Origin of the sequence: Maritalea myrionectae DSM 19524, from assembly GCF_000423365.1 — a bacterium.
Classification (GTDB): Bacteria; Pseudomonadota; Alphaproteobacteria; order Rhizobiales; family Devosiaceae; genus Maritalea; species Maritalea myrionectae.
In genome coordinates this window covers 1-18,027 of sequence record NZ_AUHV01000005.1, presented here as the reverse complement: position 1 = coordinate 18,027, position 18,027 = coordinate 1, and the positions used below count along the sequence as shown (strand labels likewise).

At 53.4% G+C, this 18,027-nt stretch carries 15 protein-coding genes; 8 read left to right on the top strand and 7 right to left on the bottom strand.

Translation table 11 applies throughout. From position 1 onward, the window contains the following. Positions 1 to 8: 8 nt before the first annotated feature. The 4 genes from G549_RS0113980 to G549_RS0113960 form a co-directional block, all read right to left on the bottom strand. Positions 9 to 1,046 carry a Leu/Phe/Val dehydrogenase gene (locus G549_RS0113980; RefSeq protein WP_027835540.1) on the bottom strand — a complete coding sequence of 346 codons (1,038 nt, stop codon included), beginning with the start codon at positions 1,044 to 1,046 and terminating at the stop codon, positions 9 to 11. Between the two features lie 257 nt (positions 1,047 to 1,303). Then, positions 1,304 to 2,011 (bottom strand): GntR family transcriptional regulator, encoded by a 708-nt coding sequence (locus G549_RS0113970; RefSeq protein WP_084634190.1) that lies wholly within the window; start codon positions 2,009 to 2,011, stop codon positions 1,304 to 1,306. A gap of 9 nt (positions 2,012 to 2,020) precedes the next feature. Further along, positions 2,021 to 3,178, bottom strand: a complete 1,158-nt coding sequence (gene argE / locus G549_RS0113965; protein ID WP_027835537.1) for an acetylornithine deacetylase — start codon at positions 3,176 to 3,178, stop codon at positions 2,021 to 2,023. Positions 3,179 to 3,185: 7 nt separating this feature from the next. Next, on the bottom strand, positions 3,186 to 4,370 hold the full coding sequence (locus G549_RS0113960; RefSeq protein WP_027835536.1) for a M24 family metallopeptidase: 1,185 nt from the start codon (positions 4,368 to 4,370) through the stop codon (positions 3,186 to 3,188). 175 nt (positions 4,371 to 4,545) lie between these two features. Between G549_RS0113960 and eutB the strand changes: the two genes are divergently transcribed. From eutB to G549_RS0113925, 7 genes are all read left to right on the top strand, one after another. Continuing rightward, a complete protein-coding gene (gene eutB / locus G549_RS0113955) occupies positions 4,546 to 5,550 on the top strand; it encodes a hydroxyectoine utilization dehydratase EutB (RefSeq protein ID WP_027835535.1) in 1,005 nt (334 codons plus the stop codon). Next, entirely contained in the window at positions 5,537 to 6,103 is a 567-nt protein-coding gene (locus G549_RS0113950) for a flavodoxin family protein (RefSeq protein ID WP_027835534.1), read from the top strand. The genes eutB and G549_RS0113950 overlap by 14 nt, the downstream gene beginning before the upstream one ends. A gap of 11 nt (positions 6,104 to 6,114) precedes the next feature. Further along, positions 6,115 to 7,113 (top strand): cyclodeaminase, encoded by a 999-nt coding sequence (locus tag G549_RS0113945; protein WP_027835533.1) that lies wholly within the window; start codon positions 6,115 to 6,117, stop codon positions 7,111 to 7,113. A gap of 21 nt (positions 7,114 to 7,134) precedes the next feature. After that, positions 7,135 to 7,614: an Lrp/AsnC family transcriptional regulator gene (locus tag G549_RS0113940; RefSeq protein ID WP_210162434.1), complete on the top strand. Its 480-nt coding sequence runs from the start codon at positions 7,135 to 7,137 to the stop codon at positions 7,612 to 7,614. Between the two features lie 124 nt (positions 7,615 to 7,738). After that, positions 7,739 to 9,235, top strand: a complete 1,497-nt coding sequence (locus G549_RS0113935) for an NAD-dependent succinate-semialdehyde dehydrogenase (RefSeq protein ID WP_036222936.1) — start codon at positions 7,739 to 7,741, stop codon at positions 9,233 to 9,235. A 12-nt stretch (positions 9,236 to 9,247) separates the two neighbouring features. Further along, the gene (locus tag G549_RS0113930) at positions 9,248 to 9,982 is read left to right on the top strand and encodes an NAD(P)H-dependent oxidoreductase (protein ID WP_027835530.1); all 735 of its coding nucleotides are present in this window, start codon (positions 9,248 to 9,250) and stop codon (positions 9,980 to 9,982) included. A 17-nt stretch (positions 9,983 to 9,999) separates the two neighbouring features. Then, a complete protein-coding gene (locus G549_RS0113925) occupies positions 10,000 to 11,373 on the top strand; it encodes an aspartate aminotransferase family protein (RefSeq protein ID WP_027835529.1) in 1,374 nt (457 codons plus the stop codon). 101 nt (positions 11,374 to 11,474) lie between these two features. Here the strand turns inward: G549_RS0113925 and G549_RS0113920 are convergent, their stop codons facing one another. The 3 genes from G549_RS0113920 to G549_RS0113910 form a co-directional block, all read right to left on the bottom strand. Continuing rightward, positions 11,475 to 13,013, bottom strand: a complete 1,539-nt coding sequence (locus G549_RS0113920; RefSeq protein ID WP_027835528.1) for a tripartite tricarboxylate transporter permease — start codon at positions 13,011 to 13,013, stop codon at positions 11,475 to 11,477. A 4-nt stretch (positions 13,014 to 13,017) separates the two neighbouring features. Beyond that, positions 13,018 to 13,476, bottom strand: coding sequence for a tripartite tricarboxylate transporter TctB family protein (locus G549_RS0113915; protein WP_027835527.1), 459 nt, complete (start codon positions 13,474 to 13,476; stop codon positions 13,018 to 13,020). Positions 13,477 to 13,642: 166 nt separating this feature from the next. Then, entirely contained in the window at positions 13,643 to 14,617 is a 975-nt protein-coding gene (locus tag G549_RS0113910; protein ID WP_051213865.1) for a tripartite tricarboxylate transporter substrate binding protein, read from the bottom strand. 289 nt (positions 14,618 to 14,906) lie between these two features. On the opposite strand from G549_RS0113910, the gene G549_RS21515 reads away from it, so the two are divergent. After that, positions 14,907 to 16,901 carry a methyl-accepting chemotaxis protein gene (locus G549_RS21515; RefSeq protein WP_051213863.1) on the top strand — a complete coding sequence of 665 codons (1,995 nt, stop codon included), beginning with the start codon at positions 14,907 to 14,909 and terminating at the stop codon, positions 16,899 to 16,901. The last annotated feature ends 1,126 nt before the right edge of the window (positions 16,902 to 18,027 follow it).

Genomic DNA, 18,027 nt, shown 5'->3' with positions numbered 1-18,027 from the left:
CTTCTTGGCTATTGGGCTAAAATCTCGTCCACAAATTGATCTGCCACCTTATGGGGCGATGCGTTTTGTGCCTTGGCTTTTGTCAAAATCTTGTCGGTTGTCACCGCCAGTTGTTCCAGCTTTTGGTCAACCCATTTTTCATCTGTGATTTTCAAGATTTCTGTGGATACGCTAATGATGCCGCCGCCATTCACCACATAGTCCGGTGCGTAAAGGATGCCGCGTGCCATCAATGCGTCGCCAGCTGCATCATCGGCCAGTTGGTTGTTGGCCGCACCGCACACCAATTTCACCTTCAGCCGCGAAATAGTATCCGCATTCAAGATGGCGCCCATAGCACAGGGGGCAAAAATATCGGCCTCCACATCGTAAATGTCATTCGGGGCGACCGAGCGCGCACTAAAAGCCTGCCGTGCTTTTGCAACAGAGCTTGCATTAATATCAGACACAATGAGCTGCGCGCCTGCCGCGTGCAAATGTTCAGCCAGATACATGCCCACATGACCAAGGCCCTGCAATGCGATTATCTTGCCTTCCAGGTCGCCGTGACCAAACGCATGTTTGGCAGCAGCCACACACGAAAGATAAACCCCACGGGCGGTGACCGGCGATGGATCGCCCGACGCAAAAGCGCCTTTGTTTAGCCCGGCCGCATGGCTGGTATATTTGGCGGCTTCTTCAATATCCTCAACGCTGATGCCCACATCTTCAGCGGTGGTGTACATGCCCTCAAAGCTTTCCACGAACCGACCGAATGCCTGCATCAATTCGGGTGTTTTCTGTGTTTTAGGGTCCGCGATAATGACCGACTTGCCGCCCCCGAGCGGCAAAGATGCGGCGGCATTTTTATAGGTCATGCCTTTGGAAAGCCGCAGAGCGTCAATCTTCGCTGACTCAAAATCGGGGTACGCAAACATGCGGCAACCGCCCGCCGCCGGGCCCAGCTTTGTGCTGTGCACAGCGATGATGGACTTCAGGCCGCTCGCCTCGTCCTCCGCATAAACGACCTTTTCATAACCCGGCGCGTCAAGGGGTGTAAGTTTCATTGATCTATCCCAGAGATGATTATTGTTTTTCGTTTTTTTAAGTGTTTTGGCCCCTCTTTGCGCCAAACGTCAATGGTTGGTGCGCAATTTATCGAACTCATTTGGGTAAAAACGTTCACCTACACCAGCGACACCACCCCAAAAACGCACAGGCTGGTGGGTGAGAGGGGGGGAGCGGGGATCGCGCGGCGCTGGTCTGTTTAGTCACGCCGCGGGCGTCGTTCAGCCGTGAGCGCGCAAACAGGCCTGTGAAAGCCCTATTGCGCCGCAGCTTTTTGCTGTAGCCGCGTCATGCTGGCCGATGTGTGCGCACGCCACAAATGCGCCAGCGCATCAATGTCGCCCAGGCAGGCCGCATCGCGATAATCGCGCACCTCTTGGCAAAGGCTTTTGCATTCCCGCATCACATCTTGATCGGTCAGGGATTTCAGCCAAATGCGCGCAGTTTGGTAAAACAACCGTTCCATCGTCTCGCGCAACGGCTCATTTGTCGTCAGGTCGGCCAGCGCATGAAATGTTGCGATATTGACCACGGAATAGCCACGCGCGCTTGGATTGTCTGTGAGCTCAAGACATTTTTTATGCAGCACTTTAAAGCGCTTCATATCTTGCGGGCTGATTGTGCGTGGAGAAAGGCGGGCCAGCAGCGGCGAAAGCTCCATGCGCATTTGATAAACTTGATAGAGCGCGCCAATATCGATGTCGGTAACGATGGTGCCCACGCCCTGCACCGATTGCAGCAACCCCTCGGCCTGCAACTGCCACAGCACCCGCCGCAGCGGGGTGCGGCTTACGCCAAATTCTTCCGCCAAAGCCTCTTCGCTCAAGCGCATACCCGGCGGATAGTCCAACAGGGAAATGCGAGAGCGAATTTCATCGTGCAACTCACGAAACCGACGGCCCGCCGCGCTTTCATTGGCGTCTGGCTCGCTCAAGCGCAAAAGAGTAATGTCATCCTGTTCCATATTCTTGCGCTATGCCGCCTTCATTGAATGGGCCAGCTTGTCCAGCATGGAAAGGCATTGCTTGAGCTGCCCGATTTCCAAAAACTCGTCGGCTTTGTGCGCTTGTTCAATCGAACCGGGGCCGCACACAATGGTGGCAATGCCCAGTTCCTGAAACAAGCCTGCTTCGGTGCCAAACGGCACAAAATGGCTGTCGTTGCTGCCTGTCAGGGCCACAACGATGTCGCGGGCCTCGTTGGAGCGCAGCGGTGTCAGGCCGATCACCTCGCCAATGGTGCGGGTGGTGATGTTGGAATCTGGCCAGATCTTTCGCATATTGGGCAACAAATCGTCCTGGCAAAAGCTTTGCAAAATGCCATTGACCCAATCGGCATCAGCTTGCGCAATCGGCCGCATTTCCCAATCCACTTCCGCATGGTTGCAGATCACATTGTGAGCGGTGCCGCCTTCAATGCGCCCCACATTGATGGTGGTCCAAGGCGGATCAAACGGACTGTCCTTCGGTGCGCGGCCTTTCAGCGCCTCGCGCAATTCCAGCAATTTGCTGACATAGCGGGTGGCATATTCCGCCGCATTTACGCCGTGGTCGGGCATGGACCCATGGCCCGCGTGCCCTTCGAAATAAACGCTATATTCGCAACACCCCTTATGTCCCTCAACGATTTTCATGTCCGTGGGTTCACCCACGATCGCGGCCGCGGGCAAATGGGGGCGGTGGCCCAGAATCTGCACAAGATCCTGTGCGCCCAGGCACCCCACTTCTTCATCATAGGTGAAGGCAAAATGGATCGGTCGCTTGAGTTGATGCGCGGCGAATGTCGGGGCCATGGCAAGTGTCGCGGCAATAAATCCCTTCATGTCGCAGGTGCCGCGACCATAATAGCGCCCGTCTTCTTTTTCTAAGGTGAACGGGTCAGTTCGCCAGTTCTGATCGGACACCGGCACCACATCGCTGTGGCCGGAAAGCACAATGCCGCCCGCAATATCCGGACCAATGGTGGCAAACAAATTGGCCTTTTTGCGGGTTGCATCATGCTGTAGTTCAATTTTTGCGCCCACATCCTCCAGCAGGCTGGCGACATAATGGATCAGCTCCAGATTGCTGTCGGCCGACACCGTCGGAAAGCCAATGAGTTGGCGCAAAATATGTTCGGTTTGATCAAGCATTTAGCCCCTAGTCTTTCACATAAAGTTTGCGCGGGCGGTTACACAGCGTCTCTGCGGGACCCTTATCTTTGATCAAAATACTCTCGGTAATCTCAAGGCCCCAATCATTCTCCCAAATGCCCGGCATAAAGTGGAACGTCATGCCCGGTTGCAAAATGGTGCGATCTTCAAGGCGGATCGAAACGGTGCGCTCGCCCCAATCCGGGGGATAGGAAATACCGATCGGGTAGCCCGCGCGGGACGCGCGATAAATGCCGGCACGTTCCAGCGGAATGGCCAAAGCGCGGGCAATGTCTTTCGCACGCGCGCCGGGCACGGCTGCCTCAAGTCCGGCTTCAAGTCCTTCAACCAGCGCCTTTTCGGCATCCAGCAAATATTGGGGTGGTTTGCCCAAATGCACCGTGCGACACAGCGGCGCGTGATAGCGGCGAAAACAGCCGGAGATCTCAAAAAAGGTGGGGGTGTCCGCATCAAAAATGCGGCCGTCCCACGTCAAATGCGGTGCTGCCGCGTCAGAGCCACTGGGCAACATCGGCACAATGGCGGGATAGTCCCCCCAATCATCGTCAATGCCGGAAATGGCATCGGCATAAATCTGGCCCACAATGTCACTTTTGCGCACGCCCGGTTCCACGCGCTCGACAATGCCATCAATGATTTTTTCTGAAATGCGCGCGGCCTTGCGCATATAGCCGATTTCATCTTCGCTTTTCACCAGGCGTTGCCAGTTCACAAGGCCGGTGGCATCCACAAACACTGCGTCGGGCAGTTCGTGGGTAAGGGTCAAATAGGCTTTGGCTGAGAAATAATAGTTTTCAAGCTCCACCCCGATGCGCTGGTTGCCCAGCCCACGGTCGCGGATCATCGCCGCAAGCATTTCCATGGGGTGGCAAAGGGTCGATTGCACATAATGGTCGGGGTAATAGGTGATGCGGTCATCGTCCATCCAAACGGTGCGCTGTGCGCCGTTGGTGTCTTGGTAGCGGCCCCACCAGATGGGGTCTTCATCCATGAAAACCAAAACGCCCTGATGCACATAAAATGACCAGCCATCATAACCGGTGATCCAGCCCATATTCGATGGATCTTCAATAAACAGCACATCAATTTCGAAGTTTTCCATGGAACGACGCACCTTTTCCAGTCGACGTTCATACTCATGTTTAGAAAAGGGTAGATTTTTGCTCGCCATAGACAGTGCCCCTAAAATCACGAAGATGTATACATCAGTGCAATTCGCGTTCCCCGTCAACAAAAAAATCAAAGATTTATCAAGCTGCTTGCGTTGACAGCTGGGTGTTGATGGGCATGATGTACACAACAAGTTTGAAGTGCGGCGAAGGGGCCGTGTAAAGTGGGGGCGTGCAATGCTTGATTTAGCCGATATTTTGGCGGCGCAGAACATCATTAAAGGACAGGCCGATCACACGCCGTTCGTGCCATCACCCTTCTTGAGTGACAAATTTGGTGTCGACGTGCTGCTCAAGCTGGAAAACATGCAACCCATTGGTGCATTCAAATTGCGCGGCGCAATGAATGCGGTGATGAACTTGCCCGAAGGCACAAAAGGGGTCACTTGCTGCTCCACCGGCAATCATGGGCGTGGGGTCGCTTATGCGGCCAGACTGCGCGGCCTTCGCGCGGTGATTTGTATGTCGGAGCTGGTGCCCAAAGCCAAAGTTGAGGGCATCCAGCAATTGGGCGGCGAAGTTTGGGTTAAAGGCAACAGCCAGGATGATGCGATGGCGGAAAGCCAACGCCTATGTCGCGAGGAAGGGTTGGTGGAAATCTCTCCCTTTGACGATCCCTATGTCATTGCGGGCCAAGGTACGATTGGTTTGGAGATGCTCTCGGCGCGGCCTGATCTCGAAACATTGCTGGTGCCACTTTCCGGTGGTGGTCTTGCCGCAGGCATTGCCTTGGCAGCCAAAGCGATCAAGCCCGATATCAAACTTATCGGCATCTCAATGGATCGCGGCGCGGCGATGGCGGCCTCAATAAAAGCGGGCCACCCTGTTGATGTCGTCGAAGTGGCCAGCCTGGCGGATAGCTTAGGTGGCGGCATTGGCATGGACAACAAATTCTCCTTCCCGATCTGTCGCGACCTATTGGATGAGACCATTTTGGTCAGCGAAGAAGAGATATATCGCGCCATGCAATGCCTTTTTTATGAAGATCGCATTGTTGCCGAAGGCGCATGTGTTGTGGGCATTGCTGCTCTGCTGGGCGGCCATTTTGTGCCCAAGGGGCCGGTGGCCACCGTGATCACAGGGCGCAATCTCGATATGGATCTATTTACAAAAATTGTCACAGGGCAGGATATTCAATTGGGTGATTATCAGATCAAAGGGGCCGCTTATGTCCGCCCCTAAGGCAAAACAAATTGTGGTGCTGCGCGGCAGCCCGCGTGCCAACGGCAATAGTGACCAAATGGCAGATCGCTTTTGCGAAACAGCTTTGGCGCAAGGCTGTGCCGTAAATGATTATGCGCTGCGCGATCTTTCCTTTGTGCCGTTTGGCGAGGTGCCCGATGATCATCAGGACGGCCTTAGCGACGCATTAAACAAGATCTATGATGCCGACATTGTTGTGCTCAGCACACCAATTTATTTGTGCAACATGTCGGGATTGCTCAAAGGGGCGCTGGATCGCTTCTTTGATTTCTTAAAAAGCGATTATCTCACCAATCCGCAGCCGTCCAAGCTGTCGCCCGGCAAGCAATTGGTTTTGCTGCAAACCCAAGGCGAACCCGCTGCGCGGTATGGTAACCTATTGGAGCAATATGGCCCGGCGCTCGACAAGCTGGGGTTTGCGGAACGGCACATGGTGCGCGCCTGTGGCGTGCGCGACATTGGGGACATCCTGTCCCATGCCGATGCATTGGCTCAAGTGGATGCGTTGGCCAAAAGCCTAACCACGGCATAAAGGAGATTTTCATGTCCCATGAGATTTTGATTGTCACGGAAAGTGAACTCAAGCGCACCCTCAAATTGGGACGATCGGTCAATGACTTGGTGGAAAGGGCTTTCGCCGCATTGGCGACGGGCGAGGTGATCATGCCACCGATCCTTTCAATGGATTTGCCCATGGTCAACGCCGAGGTTGATGTGAAAACCGCCTATATTCCAGACTTTGAGCACTTTGCCATCAAAGTGTCGCCGGGCTTTTTTGACAATCCTAAATTGGGATTGCCCAGCCTGAATGGGTTGATGATGTTGTTGAGCGCCCAAACCGGTCTCGCTAGCGCGGTCTTTCTCGACAATGGGTATCTCACCGATTTGCGTACAGCCGCTGCAGGCGGCGTAGCGGCGCGACATCTGGCACCGCAAAAGGTCGAAACGGCAGGCGTTTTTGGCACCGGGGTGCAGGCCCGTTTGCAAATCATAGCCGCCCATATCGAACGTCCTTTTAAAAAGGTTTTGGTGTGGGGCCGCAATCGCGATCACGCGGAAGCTTGCGCTCAAGACATCGCCGCAGAAATTGGCGTCGAGGCCACGGCCGTCGACAGTGCGGAGCGGGTGGTGAAGGAAAGCCAGTTGGTGGTGACCACCACGCCATCGCGCGAACCGCTGATTGATGCCGATTGGATGCACCCGGATCTCCACATCACGGCCATGGGGTCGGACCAAGAAGGCAAAAACGAGCTGGACCCGGAAATTGCAGCCCAAGCCGATTTGTATGTATGCGACCGCGTCAGTCAGTGCGAGCTGTTGGGCGAACTGCGCACCGCTAAGCAAACCGGCAATTGGCCGTCAGATCAAACCCCGCCGGAATTGGGGCAAATCATCACGGGCGGCGCGACGGGCAGAACCAGTGATGCCACCATCACAATTTGCGATTTGACCGGCACCGGCGCGCAGGATACGGCTATCGGTAACCACGCGCTTGAGTTGGCATATAGCTTGAACTTCGGCACGAAGATTAAAACCGATTAGGCCCTTGATACGGAACAATAAATGATCAAACTTGATGCGCGAGATATTGAGATATTGCGGCTCTTGTCGCAGGAAGGCCGAATCTCCAAATCTGATTTGGCGGCGCGGATTAATCTGTCGCCCACCCCCTGTTGGGAGCGGTTGAAGCGGCTGGAAAAATCTGGCGTCATCCAGTCCTACCGCGCCGAGATTGCCCTGCATAAGATTGCGCCTTGCGTCACGATCTTTGTGGCGGTGGAGCTGGAAAATCACCGCGCCGCAAGTTTTCAATTGTTCGAGCAATCCATGAAAAACTATGAAGAGATCGTTGCCTGCTGGGCCATTGGCGGTGGGTTGGATTATTTCATGCAAGTGGTCACAAAGGACATTGATGCCTATCAACGCCTGATTGATGAGCTGCTGGAAGCCAAAATCGGGCTGGCGCGATATTTCACCTATTTTGTGACCAAACCGGTAAAGCAAGGCTCACCACCGCCCATCGCGCAATTGTTGGAAGAATAGCAAAAGATTCCACTTTATTACGGTAATATTTCCGTAATTCTGACTGCGGATTACGCTTTTTTTGGTCACAAATTCTGCTCAGGCACCTCCATAGTGTACCCAACACGAAAAGGAGGGGTTATCCATGCCGTCAAAACTATTGCAAACCCATGACGATCTAAAAGGCATCACGCCTTATCTCAAAGACAGCCGCCTGCTGCGCCAATTCTCCTATATTGGTGGCAAATGGGTCGGGGCCGAAGATGGCGCGACCATTCCAGTGAGCAATCCAGCAAATGGCGAATGGCTCGGCGAAGTGGCCTCTTTGAGTGCCGCCCAAAGCGCTGATGCGGTCAATGTTGCGCACGAGGCCTTTGGCGTTTGGTCGATGAGCCTGCCGCAACATCGCGCGGCCTGCCTGCGCCGTTGGTTTGACTTGATCATTGAAAATAAAGAAGATTTGGCCCGCATCATGGTGCTGGAGCAGGGCAAGCCCTTGTCTGAAGCCATGGGTGAAATCGATTATGCAGCGTCCTTTGTTGAATTCTATGCCGAAGAGACAAAGCGCCCGAATATTGAAGGGGTGACCTCGCACCTTGTGGACGCGGAAGTGGAACTTTGGCGTGAGCCGATTGGCGTCGCCGCCATGATCACCCCGTGGAACTTCCCTGCCGCCATGCTGACCCGCAAAGCCGCTGCAGCGATTGCAGCCGGCTGCACCGTTGTAGCGCACCCTTCCCACGAAACGCCATATTCTGCCTTGGCGCTGGCCGAGTTGGCCGAACGGGCAGGGCTGGAGCCAGGCGTTTTCAACGTGATCACGGGCCGCGCGTCAGTGGTGGTTGAGCCGTGGACCAAAGATAGCCGCGTGCGGGCTTTGTCCTTCACCGGGTCCACCGAAATTGGTCGCTTGCTCTATCGCCAAAGCGCCGACACAGTGAAAAAGCTGGTGCTCGAACTGGGCGGCCATGCTCCTTTCATCGCCTTTGATGATTGCGATGTCGACTATGTGGTGGCGGAAGCCATCAAGGCCAAATTCGCCACATCAGGTCAGGATTGTTTGGGCGCAAACCGCTTCTATATTCACGACAAAATCTACGATGAGTTCTGCAAGAAATTTGCTGCCGCGACAGCCAAATTAAGCGTTGGTTTTGGCATGGACGACCCGATGATCGGGCCATTGATGAACCAGAACGCTGTCGACAAGCAAATCGAACATGTCAATGACGCTGTAGAGAAAGGCGCCAAAGTGCTCACCGGTGGTGAGGGGCACGAAATGGGCGCATTGTTCTTCCAGCCAACCGTTTTGGCCGATGTGCCCGACAGCGCCAAAATCATGAGCGAAGAAACCTTTGGCCCCGTGGCCGCGATCCAAAAGTTCAGCGACGAACAGGACGTGACCCAAAAGGCCAATGATACGGAATATGGCTTGGTGGCCTATCTGCATACGGCTGATCCGAAGCGGATCTACCGGATGAGCCGGGCCTTGCAATTTGGCATGGTCGCGGTCAACCGTACCAAGGTGACTGGTGCGCCGATTCCTTTCGGTGGCTACAAACAATCTGGTTTGGCACGTGAAGGCGCGCGTCAGGGCATGGAAGCCTACACTGAAATCAAATATGTATGCCGCGATTGGGCATAAGTTGGAGTTTTTATGAATATCCTGTTCGTTCTGGCCCACCCGGAACCAACATCTTTTAACGGCCAGTTGGTCGCCACAGGCAAAGACCATTTTGAAGCCCAAGGCCACCATGTGGAAGTAAGCGACCTTTATGCGTTGGATTTTGATCCGGTGGAGAAGGCCGCAAACTACCCAGATCGTATAAATGAAAAGGAGTTTGCCCCATTAGCCGAACAGCGCCACGCCTATAAGGAAGGGATATTGGCGCCAGAAATCCAACAGCAAATCGAAATGCTCGAGCGTGCTGATCTGGTGATTTTCCAGTTCCCAATCTGGTGGCATTCGGTGCCGGCAATGTTGAAAGGGTGGTGCGACCGCGTGTTTGTCAGCGGTGGGCTCTACACCAGCAAGATGCGGTATGACAACGGCTATTTCCGCGGCAAACGCGCCATGTGCTCTGTCACATCTGGCGCACCGGGGGAGGCCTTTGTGGCCGGCGGACGCGGTGGCGAGTTGGACCAGATCCTCTGGTCCATGCAATTCTCGCTTTACTATATGGGCTTTGATGTACTGCCGCCCCACGCGTCATTTGGTGTATCGGGCCATGGATATTCCTACGTCGCGGACGATGCGTTCGAAAAGCAGTTTGCGACACTCAAACAAAACTGGATTGAACGGTTAAGCTCAATCCAATCTGACACGCCGATGGCCTACCCCGGATGGGATGATTGGGACGACCTCGGACAACCAAAAATGGCAAATGCCTAAGAAAAGGGAGCCAGAATATGCTTAAAAATGATCAGCTCGACCAGTGGGATCGGGAGAATTTCTTCCACCCCTCAACTCACTTGGCGCAACACGCCCGTGGCGAAAGCCCAAACCGGATTGTGACCGGCGGCTCCGGCGCCCATATTGAAGATCGCGACGGCAACAAATTGCTCGACGCATTTGCTGGGCTTTACTGTGTGAATGTGGGCTATGGCCGTCCAGAAATCGCCGATGCCATTGCCGCGCAAGCCAAAGAATTGGCCTATTACCACGCCTATGTCGGCCACGGTACAGAAGCGTCAATCACCCTGTCGAAAATGATTTTGGATCGCGCGCCAAAAAACATGTCCAAAGTTTACTTTGGCTTGGGCGGCTCTGACGCCAACGAAACCAACGTCAAACTCATCTGGTATTACAACAATATTTTGGGCCGCCCGGAAAAGAAAAAGATCATTTCACGCTGGCGCGGCTATCACGGCTCGGGCCTAATGACAGGGTCTTTGACAGGCCTCGAACTGTTCCACAAAAAGTTCGATCTGCCACTCGCCCAAGTGCTGCACACTGAAGCGCCTTATTATTATCGTCGCGACAATCTTGACCAAACTGAAGAGCAGTTTGTTGAGCATTGTGTGGCCAAGCTGGAAGAATTGATCGAGCGCGAAGGCGCGGACACCATCGCGGCCTTTATCGGTGAACCCATTTTGGGCACCGGTGGCATTGTGCCGCCACCAGAAGGCTATTGGGCAGCAATCCAAAAAGTGCTGAAAAAGCATGATATTTTGTTGGTGGCAGATGAGGTGGTCACAGGCTTTGGCCGTTTGGGCACCATGATGGGCTCTGACCATTATGATATTGAGCCGGACCTGATCACCATCGCCAAAGGTCTCACCTCAGCTTACGCACCATTGTCTGGCTCCATTGTGGGCGACAAAATGTGGAAAGTGTTCGAGCAAGGTACCGACGAATATGGCCCCATCGGCCATGGCTGGACGTACTCAGCGCACCCGATCGGCGCAGCGGCAGGCATCGCGAACTTGAAGCTGATTGACGATCTGAACCTGGTGCAAAATGCAGGCGAAGTCGGGAGCTATCTGAACGCGCAAATGCACGCTGCCTTGGATGATCACCCGCATGTGGGCAATATCCGCGGCGAAGGCATGCTGTGTGCGGTGGAATTTGTGAAAGACAAAGACAGCCGCACCTTCTTCGACCCCAGCCAGAAAATCGGGCCGCAAATTGCGGGCGCGTTGGGACAGAAGAAAGTCATTGGTCGGGCCATGCCACAAGGCGATATTTTGGGCTTTGCACCGCCATTCTGCCTCACCAAGCAAGAGGCAGACGAAGTGGTGTCAAAAACCGCTGATGTGGTCAATACGATGGACTTTTCATAAGCCACAAACAACCAGACCCACGCTCATCCACTATCCTCACGGATGAGCAAAAAAGGGCGCCGCAATGGCGCCCTTTCCTTTTGGAAGCTAGGGAGGAGAGCCTAACCGCCTTCGCCTGCGCGATCTGCATCTTTGCGCCATTTCTGGAAATAGGGCAGCAGCATCGGGACGATAAGGGTGAGAACAGCAATCGAAAGGATTGTGAGGGTGAGCCCCCGTTCCCAAAGGAATGACCAGCTATCATTGTTGATCAACAGTGCACGACGTAGATTCTCTTCCATCATGCCGCCCAAAATGAACCCAAGGATCATCGGGGCGAGCGGAAAGTCGAGCAATCTGAGTGTCACCGCGGCGACCGCAAAGATGATCATCAACTGAATATCAAACGTGTTGAAGCTGACAAAATAAACCCCGATCAAAGAGAAGAACAGGATCAGCGGCAACAAGAACCGGGCCGGGATCGCCAAAATCTTGGCGATGTATGGGATCAGCGGCAGGTTCAGCACCAGCAAGATGATATTGCCAATCCACATGGACACAATCACCGACCAGAACACATCCGGCTGGTCGATATAGAGCCGTGGGCCGGGCTGAATGCCATACCCAATCAACGCCCCCAACATGATCGCCGTTGTGCCCGAGCCGGGAATACCCAAGGTGAGCAACGGCACGAATGAACCTGTGGCCGCCGCATTGTTGGCGGTTTCAGGCGCTGAAAGACCGCGGATCGAGCCAGTGCCAAACAATTTGCCCTTCTTTGGTCCGGCCAAACGTTGCTCCGTGCCATAGGCCAAGAAGCTGGCAATGGTTGCCCCGGCGCCGGGCAATACGCCCACCAAAAAGCCAAGGATTGAAGAGCGCCCGACAACGGGGGCTAGTTCTTTCACTTCCTCTTTACTGACCTTCATCGAGCCTAGATTACTATGGGCTTCCTGCTCGCGTTTTCGGTCCTCATCGCTGCCTGCCGGCCGCAAAATAGCCATTAGCGCTTCCGACAGCGCGAACGTGGCCATCACCAGCAACAGGAAGGAGATGCCGTCCAGCAAATCGATCATGCCAAGCGTAAAGCGCTGGATGCCTTGGGTCTGGTCGGTGCCCACGGTTGAAAGCATCAACCCCACCACCGTCATCAACATGGCTTTGAGCATATTGCCTTGGCCGGAAAATGCAGCCACCGCCGTCAAGCCCAATACCATCAACGCAAAATAGTCAGTGGAATGGAACGAGAGCGACACTTTGGCCAATGAAGGGGCCGCAATGAGCAAGAGGATCGCACCAATAACGCCCCCGGAAAATGATGAATAGGCAGCAATCGCCAACGCCTTGCCAGCTTTGCCTTTCTTGGCCATTGGATACCCATCAAATGAGGTGGCCACGGTGCTGGCCACGCCCGGCGCATTGATCAAGATGGAGGACGTGGAGCCGCCAAAAATTGCGCCATAATAAACGGCCGCCATCAAAATGATGCCCGCAGACGGGTCGAGGCTGGCGGCAATGGGGATCATCAACGCAATCGCGGACATGGGCCCCAACCCCGGCAGCATGCCGATAAAGGTGCCCACCAAGCAGCCGCAAACCACGAAAAGGAGATTTGTTGGATTTAGGGCTGTCGTCAGCCCGATCATAATACCATCAAGCATTCATCTACCCTCTTAAAAACCACGGCAGGGGTTCGATAAACACCCCAAGACCAATTGACATGAGCGCCCAAAAGGCAACAGCGACAGGAATTGACGTGATCGCAAGGAGCCACAATTTGCGCTCCCCGAGCAGCCAATAGCCAACGCCGAGCAGCATGGTGGACGCCAAAATAAAACCGAAGGGTCGAATGGTGAGGCCATAAATGGACATCAGCACCAAAAAGGCAAAGCCAACAATCCAGTTTTTGCCTTTGAGCTCGACATATTCGGCAGGTGAGGGCAGAGCGATGATCAAAATGCAAATGCCGATGGCCAATACGGACAAAATCTCAGGCATTGTACGTGCGTGAAAGGCTGAATCCTGTTGGAACGGCAGCAAGGGAATACGCTGCGAAAGCACTGCATATGTGATGCAAAAGCCGAGCAGCAGGAAAGCGCCGATTCTGCGTTTGGTGAAAAACATATAACCCCTCCCAAGGAAGTTGATAAGGCGCTGATCTTGTCGGCTATTCGCGGTGATCAGATCAGCCCTCGAGAAAAATGCGCCTGACAGGCAGGCGCATTTTCTGGCTTTATTCGCCGTAAACTCGCCGCTGCTCTATAAGAGCAGCGACAGTTTAACCTTGCGCTTAAAGGAAGCCAAGTTCGCGCATCAGACCTGCAATTTCTTCTTCTTGCTTTTCCAAGAAGGCAACGAAATCAGAATCTGCATTGTAGATGTCGACCCAACCATTGCGGTCACGTACCGTGGCCCACTCTTCAGTGTCATACATCGCATTGAGCGCGCTGATATATTGGGCTTTGGTGTCTTCATCCAAGCCTGGTGCGGCAAAGAACCCACGCCAGTTCACAAACTCGGTGCCTTTAGAGCCAGCTTCATCGCAAGTTGGCGTATCTGGTGCTGTGTCCAATCGCTCGGTTGAGGTCACACACAAAATGTTCACCTCACCCTGACGAGCCAGCTCGATGGCTTCGCCAAAACCGGTGGTCAATGCAGCGATTTCACCAGAAAGCAAACCAGCCATGGCTTTACCACCAGCATCATATGGAATGTATTTTACATCCATTGGGTTGGCGCCAGCATTTTTCATCACCAACGCGGCGATCAAATGGTCCATTGAACCGGCAACCGAGCCGCCACCGATGGCCATTGAGGATGGATCATTTGCATAGGCCGCAAGTAGAGCTTGCATATCCTCAAACTGAGAATCCTTGTGCACCACCATCGCGCCATAGTCACCAATCGTGCCGGCAATCGGGGTCAGATCGCGGAACGACTGTGGGAACACCCCTTGCAATGACCGGATCACGATTGGTGTTGAGTTGACCATCAATGTGCCGGAATCACCCGTTTCGATCAGATGCGCGATGGCCTTGCCGCCGCCGCCGCCAGACATGTTTTCATAAGTTGCTTGTCCCACAATGCCTGATTTGGTCAGGGCTTCGCCTGTGCCACGTGCTGTGCCGTCCCAGCCGCCGCCGGCGCCACCAGGAATCAAGAAGTGGATGTCTTCAACCTTTTGGTGGCCATCTGCCATTGCAGCGCCAGCCACACCAAAAGTTAAAGCGGTTGCTGCCAATGCAGCTTTGAATTGTTTGAACATTCTTTTCCTCCCGAAAAGTTCAAAACGAACTGATACGAGAAAAGCCATAGCAAAGCGCACTGACATGAACCTGACATACGCTCGAATTTTAAGGGTTATTCGTGCCGATCACCAATTTGCAATCGACATTGCACCCGCCACGACATCGATTTCATCAATGAAAACAAAGCACATCATCAAATTCGAATTTATTTATATTTGATTTACTCGAGTGCGGCAAAATTAGTGAAGAACAGTTTGTTGAACCTTTATTCGCCAAGCTTTGTAACTATTTGTCTCGGAGACAAACATGCTTAAGCTAAAAATATCAGCGCGCATCTACGCTTTGGTCGCGCTCTCCTTGTTGACCGCTGGTGTCCTTGCCTATGTCGGCATTTCCAACATCATCGAAACCCGCACAAATCTGCGCGCTCAAGAGTTGAGTTCGATCACGGATTCAGCCGTTGGCATTTTGCAAGGCAGCTATGATCGTGTTGAAGCTGGCGAAGTGGAAAAAGAAGCGGCCCTTACGGCTGCGCTGCGCGCCATTGAAGACATCCGATATCGTGGCAATGAATATATGTTTGTGGTCGACACAGAGGGTGTGATGGTGATGCACCCATTTGCCAAGGCATTGGTGGGTGGCAATCAATTGGAAATGAAAGATGCCAATGGCAAAGAGATCTTCCGAGATATGATTGATCTGGCGACCAAAGAGGGCGCAGGCTATCTTCAATATGTGTGGCCACGCGGCGCGGAAAAAACGCCCGTCGATAAGAACAGCTATGTGCACTATTTCGAGCCTTGGGGCCTGATTGTGGGCACCGGTATCTATATCGACGATTTGCGCGCAGCCAACCAGCAAACATTGCTCAGCCAACTTGGCATCACAGCTGCAATTGCGGGCATTCTGTTTCTGGTGGCCTTCTTCATCGCCCGTTCTATCACGAAGCCCGTCACCCGCCTGACCAATGTGATGGGTACGATTGCGGCTGGCGAGCATGATGTTGATGTGGATGGCACAGACCGGACCGATGAAATCGGCGAAATGGCGCGCGCTGTTGAAGTGTTCCGCGAAAATGGCGCACGCGTTGCCAATTTGAGCAACGAAGAACTTGAGCGCCAAGAAAAGGCACAGCAAGAACGCGCCCAAATGATGCAAGAGCTGCAAGCAGCCTTCGGCGAAGTTGTGGATGCTGCAACCCATGGTGACTTTACAAATCGTGTTGATTTGCAATTCCCCGATAAAGAACTGAATGCGTTGGGTGAAAGCGTGAACCGATTGGTGGAAACCGTCGAGCGCGGATTGGACGAGACCGGTTCTGTGTTGGCGTCGCTGGCCAAAACTGACCTGACCCAACGGGTGACCGGGCAATATGATGGCGCCTTTGAAAAGCTAAAACGCGACACCAATGAAGTGGCGGACAGATTGACCGAAATTGTTTCACAATTGCGGACAACATCAGGCGGCCTGAAAACGGCAACCAGTGAAATCCTTGAAGGGGCAAACGATTTGAGCGAGCGCTCAACGCGTCAGGCCGCAACCATCGAGGAAACCTCAGCCGCCATGGAACAATTGTCAGGCACTGTTGCTGACAACGCGAAAAAGGCACAAGAAGCAACGGAAAAAACCGCGCATGCTTCGCGGTTGGCTTCAGAAGGTGGCGATGCCATGACTGAGGCAACCAAAGCGATGGAGCGCATCACTTCTTCTTCCGCCAAAATCTCGAATATTATTGGCCTAATTGATGACATTGCGTTCCAAACCAATTTGCTGGCATTGAACGCATCGGTCGAGGCCGCGCGTGCTGGCGAGGCGGGCAAAGGCTTTGCTGTTGTGGCGATTGAAGTGCGGCGTTTGGCCCAAAGTGCGGCAGAGGCATCGGGCGAAGTTAAGCAGTTGATTGAGCAAAGCGCACATGAAGTGTCGGACGGCAGCAAGCTGGTCACCGACGCCTCAAGCAAACTCGAAGACATGTTGGTTGCTGTGCGGGACAATGCGCAATTGATGGCCGATATCGCGCAAGCTTCAAACGATCAATCTTCAGCGATTGGTGAAGTGAGCACCGCTGTGCATCAAATGGACGAGATGACCCAACACAACGCCGCACTGGTTGAAGAAACCAACGCAGCGATTGAGCAAACCGAAGCCCAAGCCTCCGAGCTTGATCGCATCGTTGAAGTGTTCAAATTGGTGGGCAATGCCAATGCTGGCCAGAGCATGCAAGCGGCAAAGCCCACTGCGAAGCCAGCCCTGGCCACTCAGGGCAATGCGGCTCTTCAAGAAGAATGGTCTGAGTTTTAAACTCATTGCGGCCACTTGTCGGCCGCAACAGATCCAATCAACAAAGGCTGTAGGCGACCAGAAGTGGCCTGCAGCCTTTCGCATTTCAGCAGCTGGGTGCTGAAAGAATAACAATGCGATTAGAGAATTGGTGCCCTGGAGAAGTTAGTTTCTCATCACAGGCATCTCAAAATAACTGATATCCAACGATTTCAATAAGTTAGCTAAGACGCAGTTCGATGTAAAGGGGCATTTTTGGTCTACCATTTGGTCTACCCTAAAGGCCCCTTGATTAATCGCTGGGGACCCTCGAGATTGTCGCGCGGTATAGGATGGATTTCTCAGGGTACCTCACCCCCACCGGGGGAAGATACAAAAGCTAATCAATACGATTGGGGCTTCAGATTTTTTCTGATTTCCCTTTGTGTGTTCTCCCACATTTTTTGACAGGTCTGGCATCTTCTCCGTATCCTCCAGGTGGCTCTCAGAGACTCCCTCAGCTGCTTTCTTAGCGTGTGTGCGGCAACGGGGGTACCGAACAAGCTGAATGGACTCTCTAAGGCCATTTATTTGTCTCGTGGAGCCAATGTACAAAATGCCGAGAACCCTCAAGGCAGACATAAGGAACTAATCGGCCATAGAGGCCTTGCCAGAGCCGCCTCGGGATGCCTCTGAGACAGACACTAAACCCAGGAGGATCGCCCTTCTTGAGTCCTCAGCGAGCCTCTAAATACCATTCAGCTCAAACAACTTGCGTTTAGCTGCGACACGCCAGCAACCCATACAGATGAAGTGTCCTCTTTAAGGTGCCCGGAGAACTTAAAGCCCTCCCAGAACACCTAGAAGCAACACAACAAGACATTAAGATAGAGAGACACAGTGATAAACCTAAGAGTACACCAGTACATTGATTAAATCTTCAATTAGGAACTGTCACATACCCATAGATATCCTAGAGAGGTCTACAACTAAGACATCTCATAAGACTGGATTTGTCCTAAGCTAGATTTACTACAAGTGATCGAGTGAGACCCCTTAGGGTATCATCATGCCTCTCATGTCGCATCATGATCTCATAAAGGTGGGCCTTCGTCTTCCTATAGAATCTCTAAGGGGAAACCCCACCTTTTTATGTCTGACTCCTAAG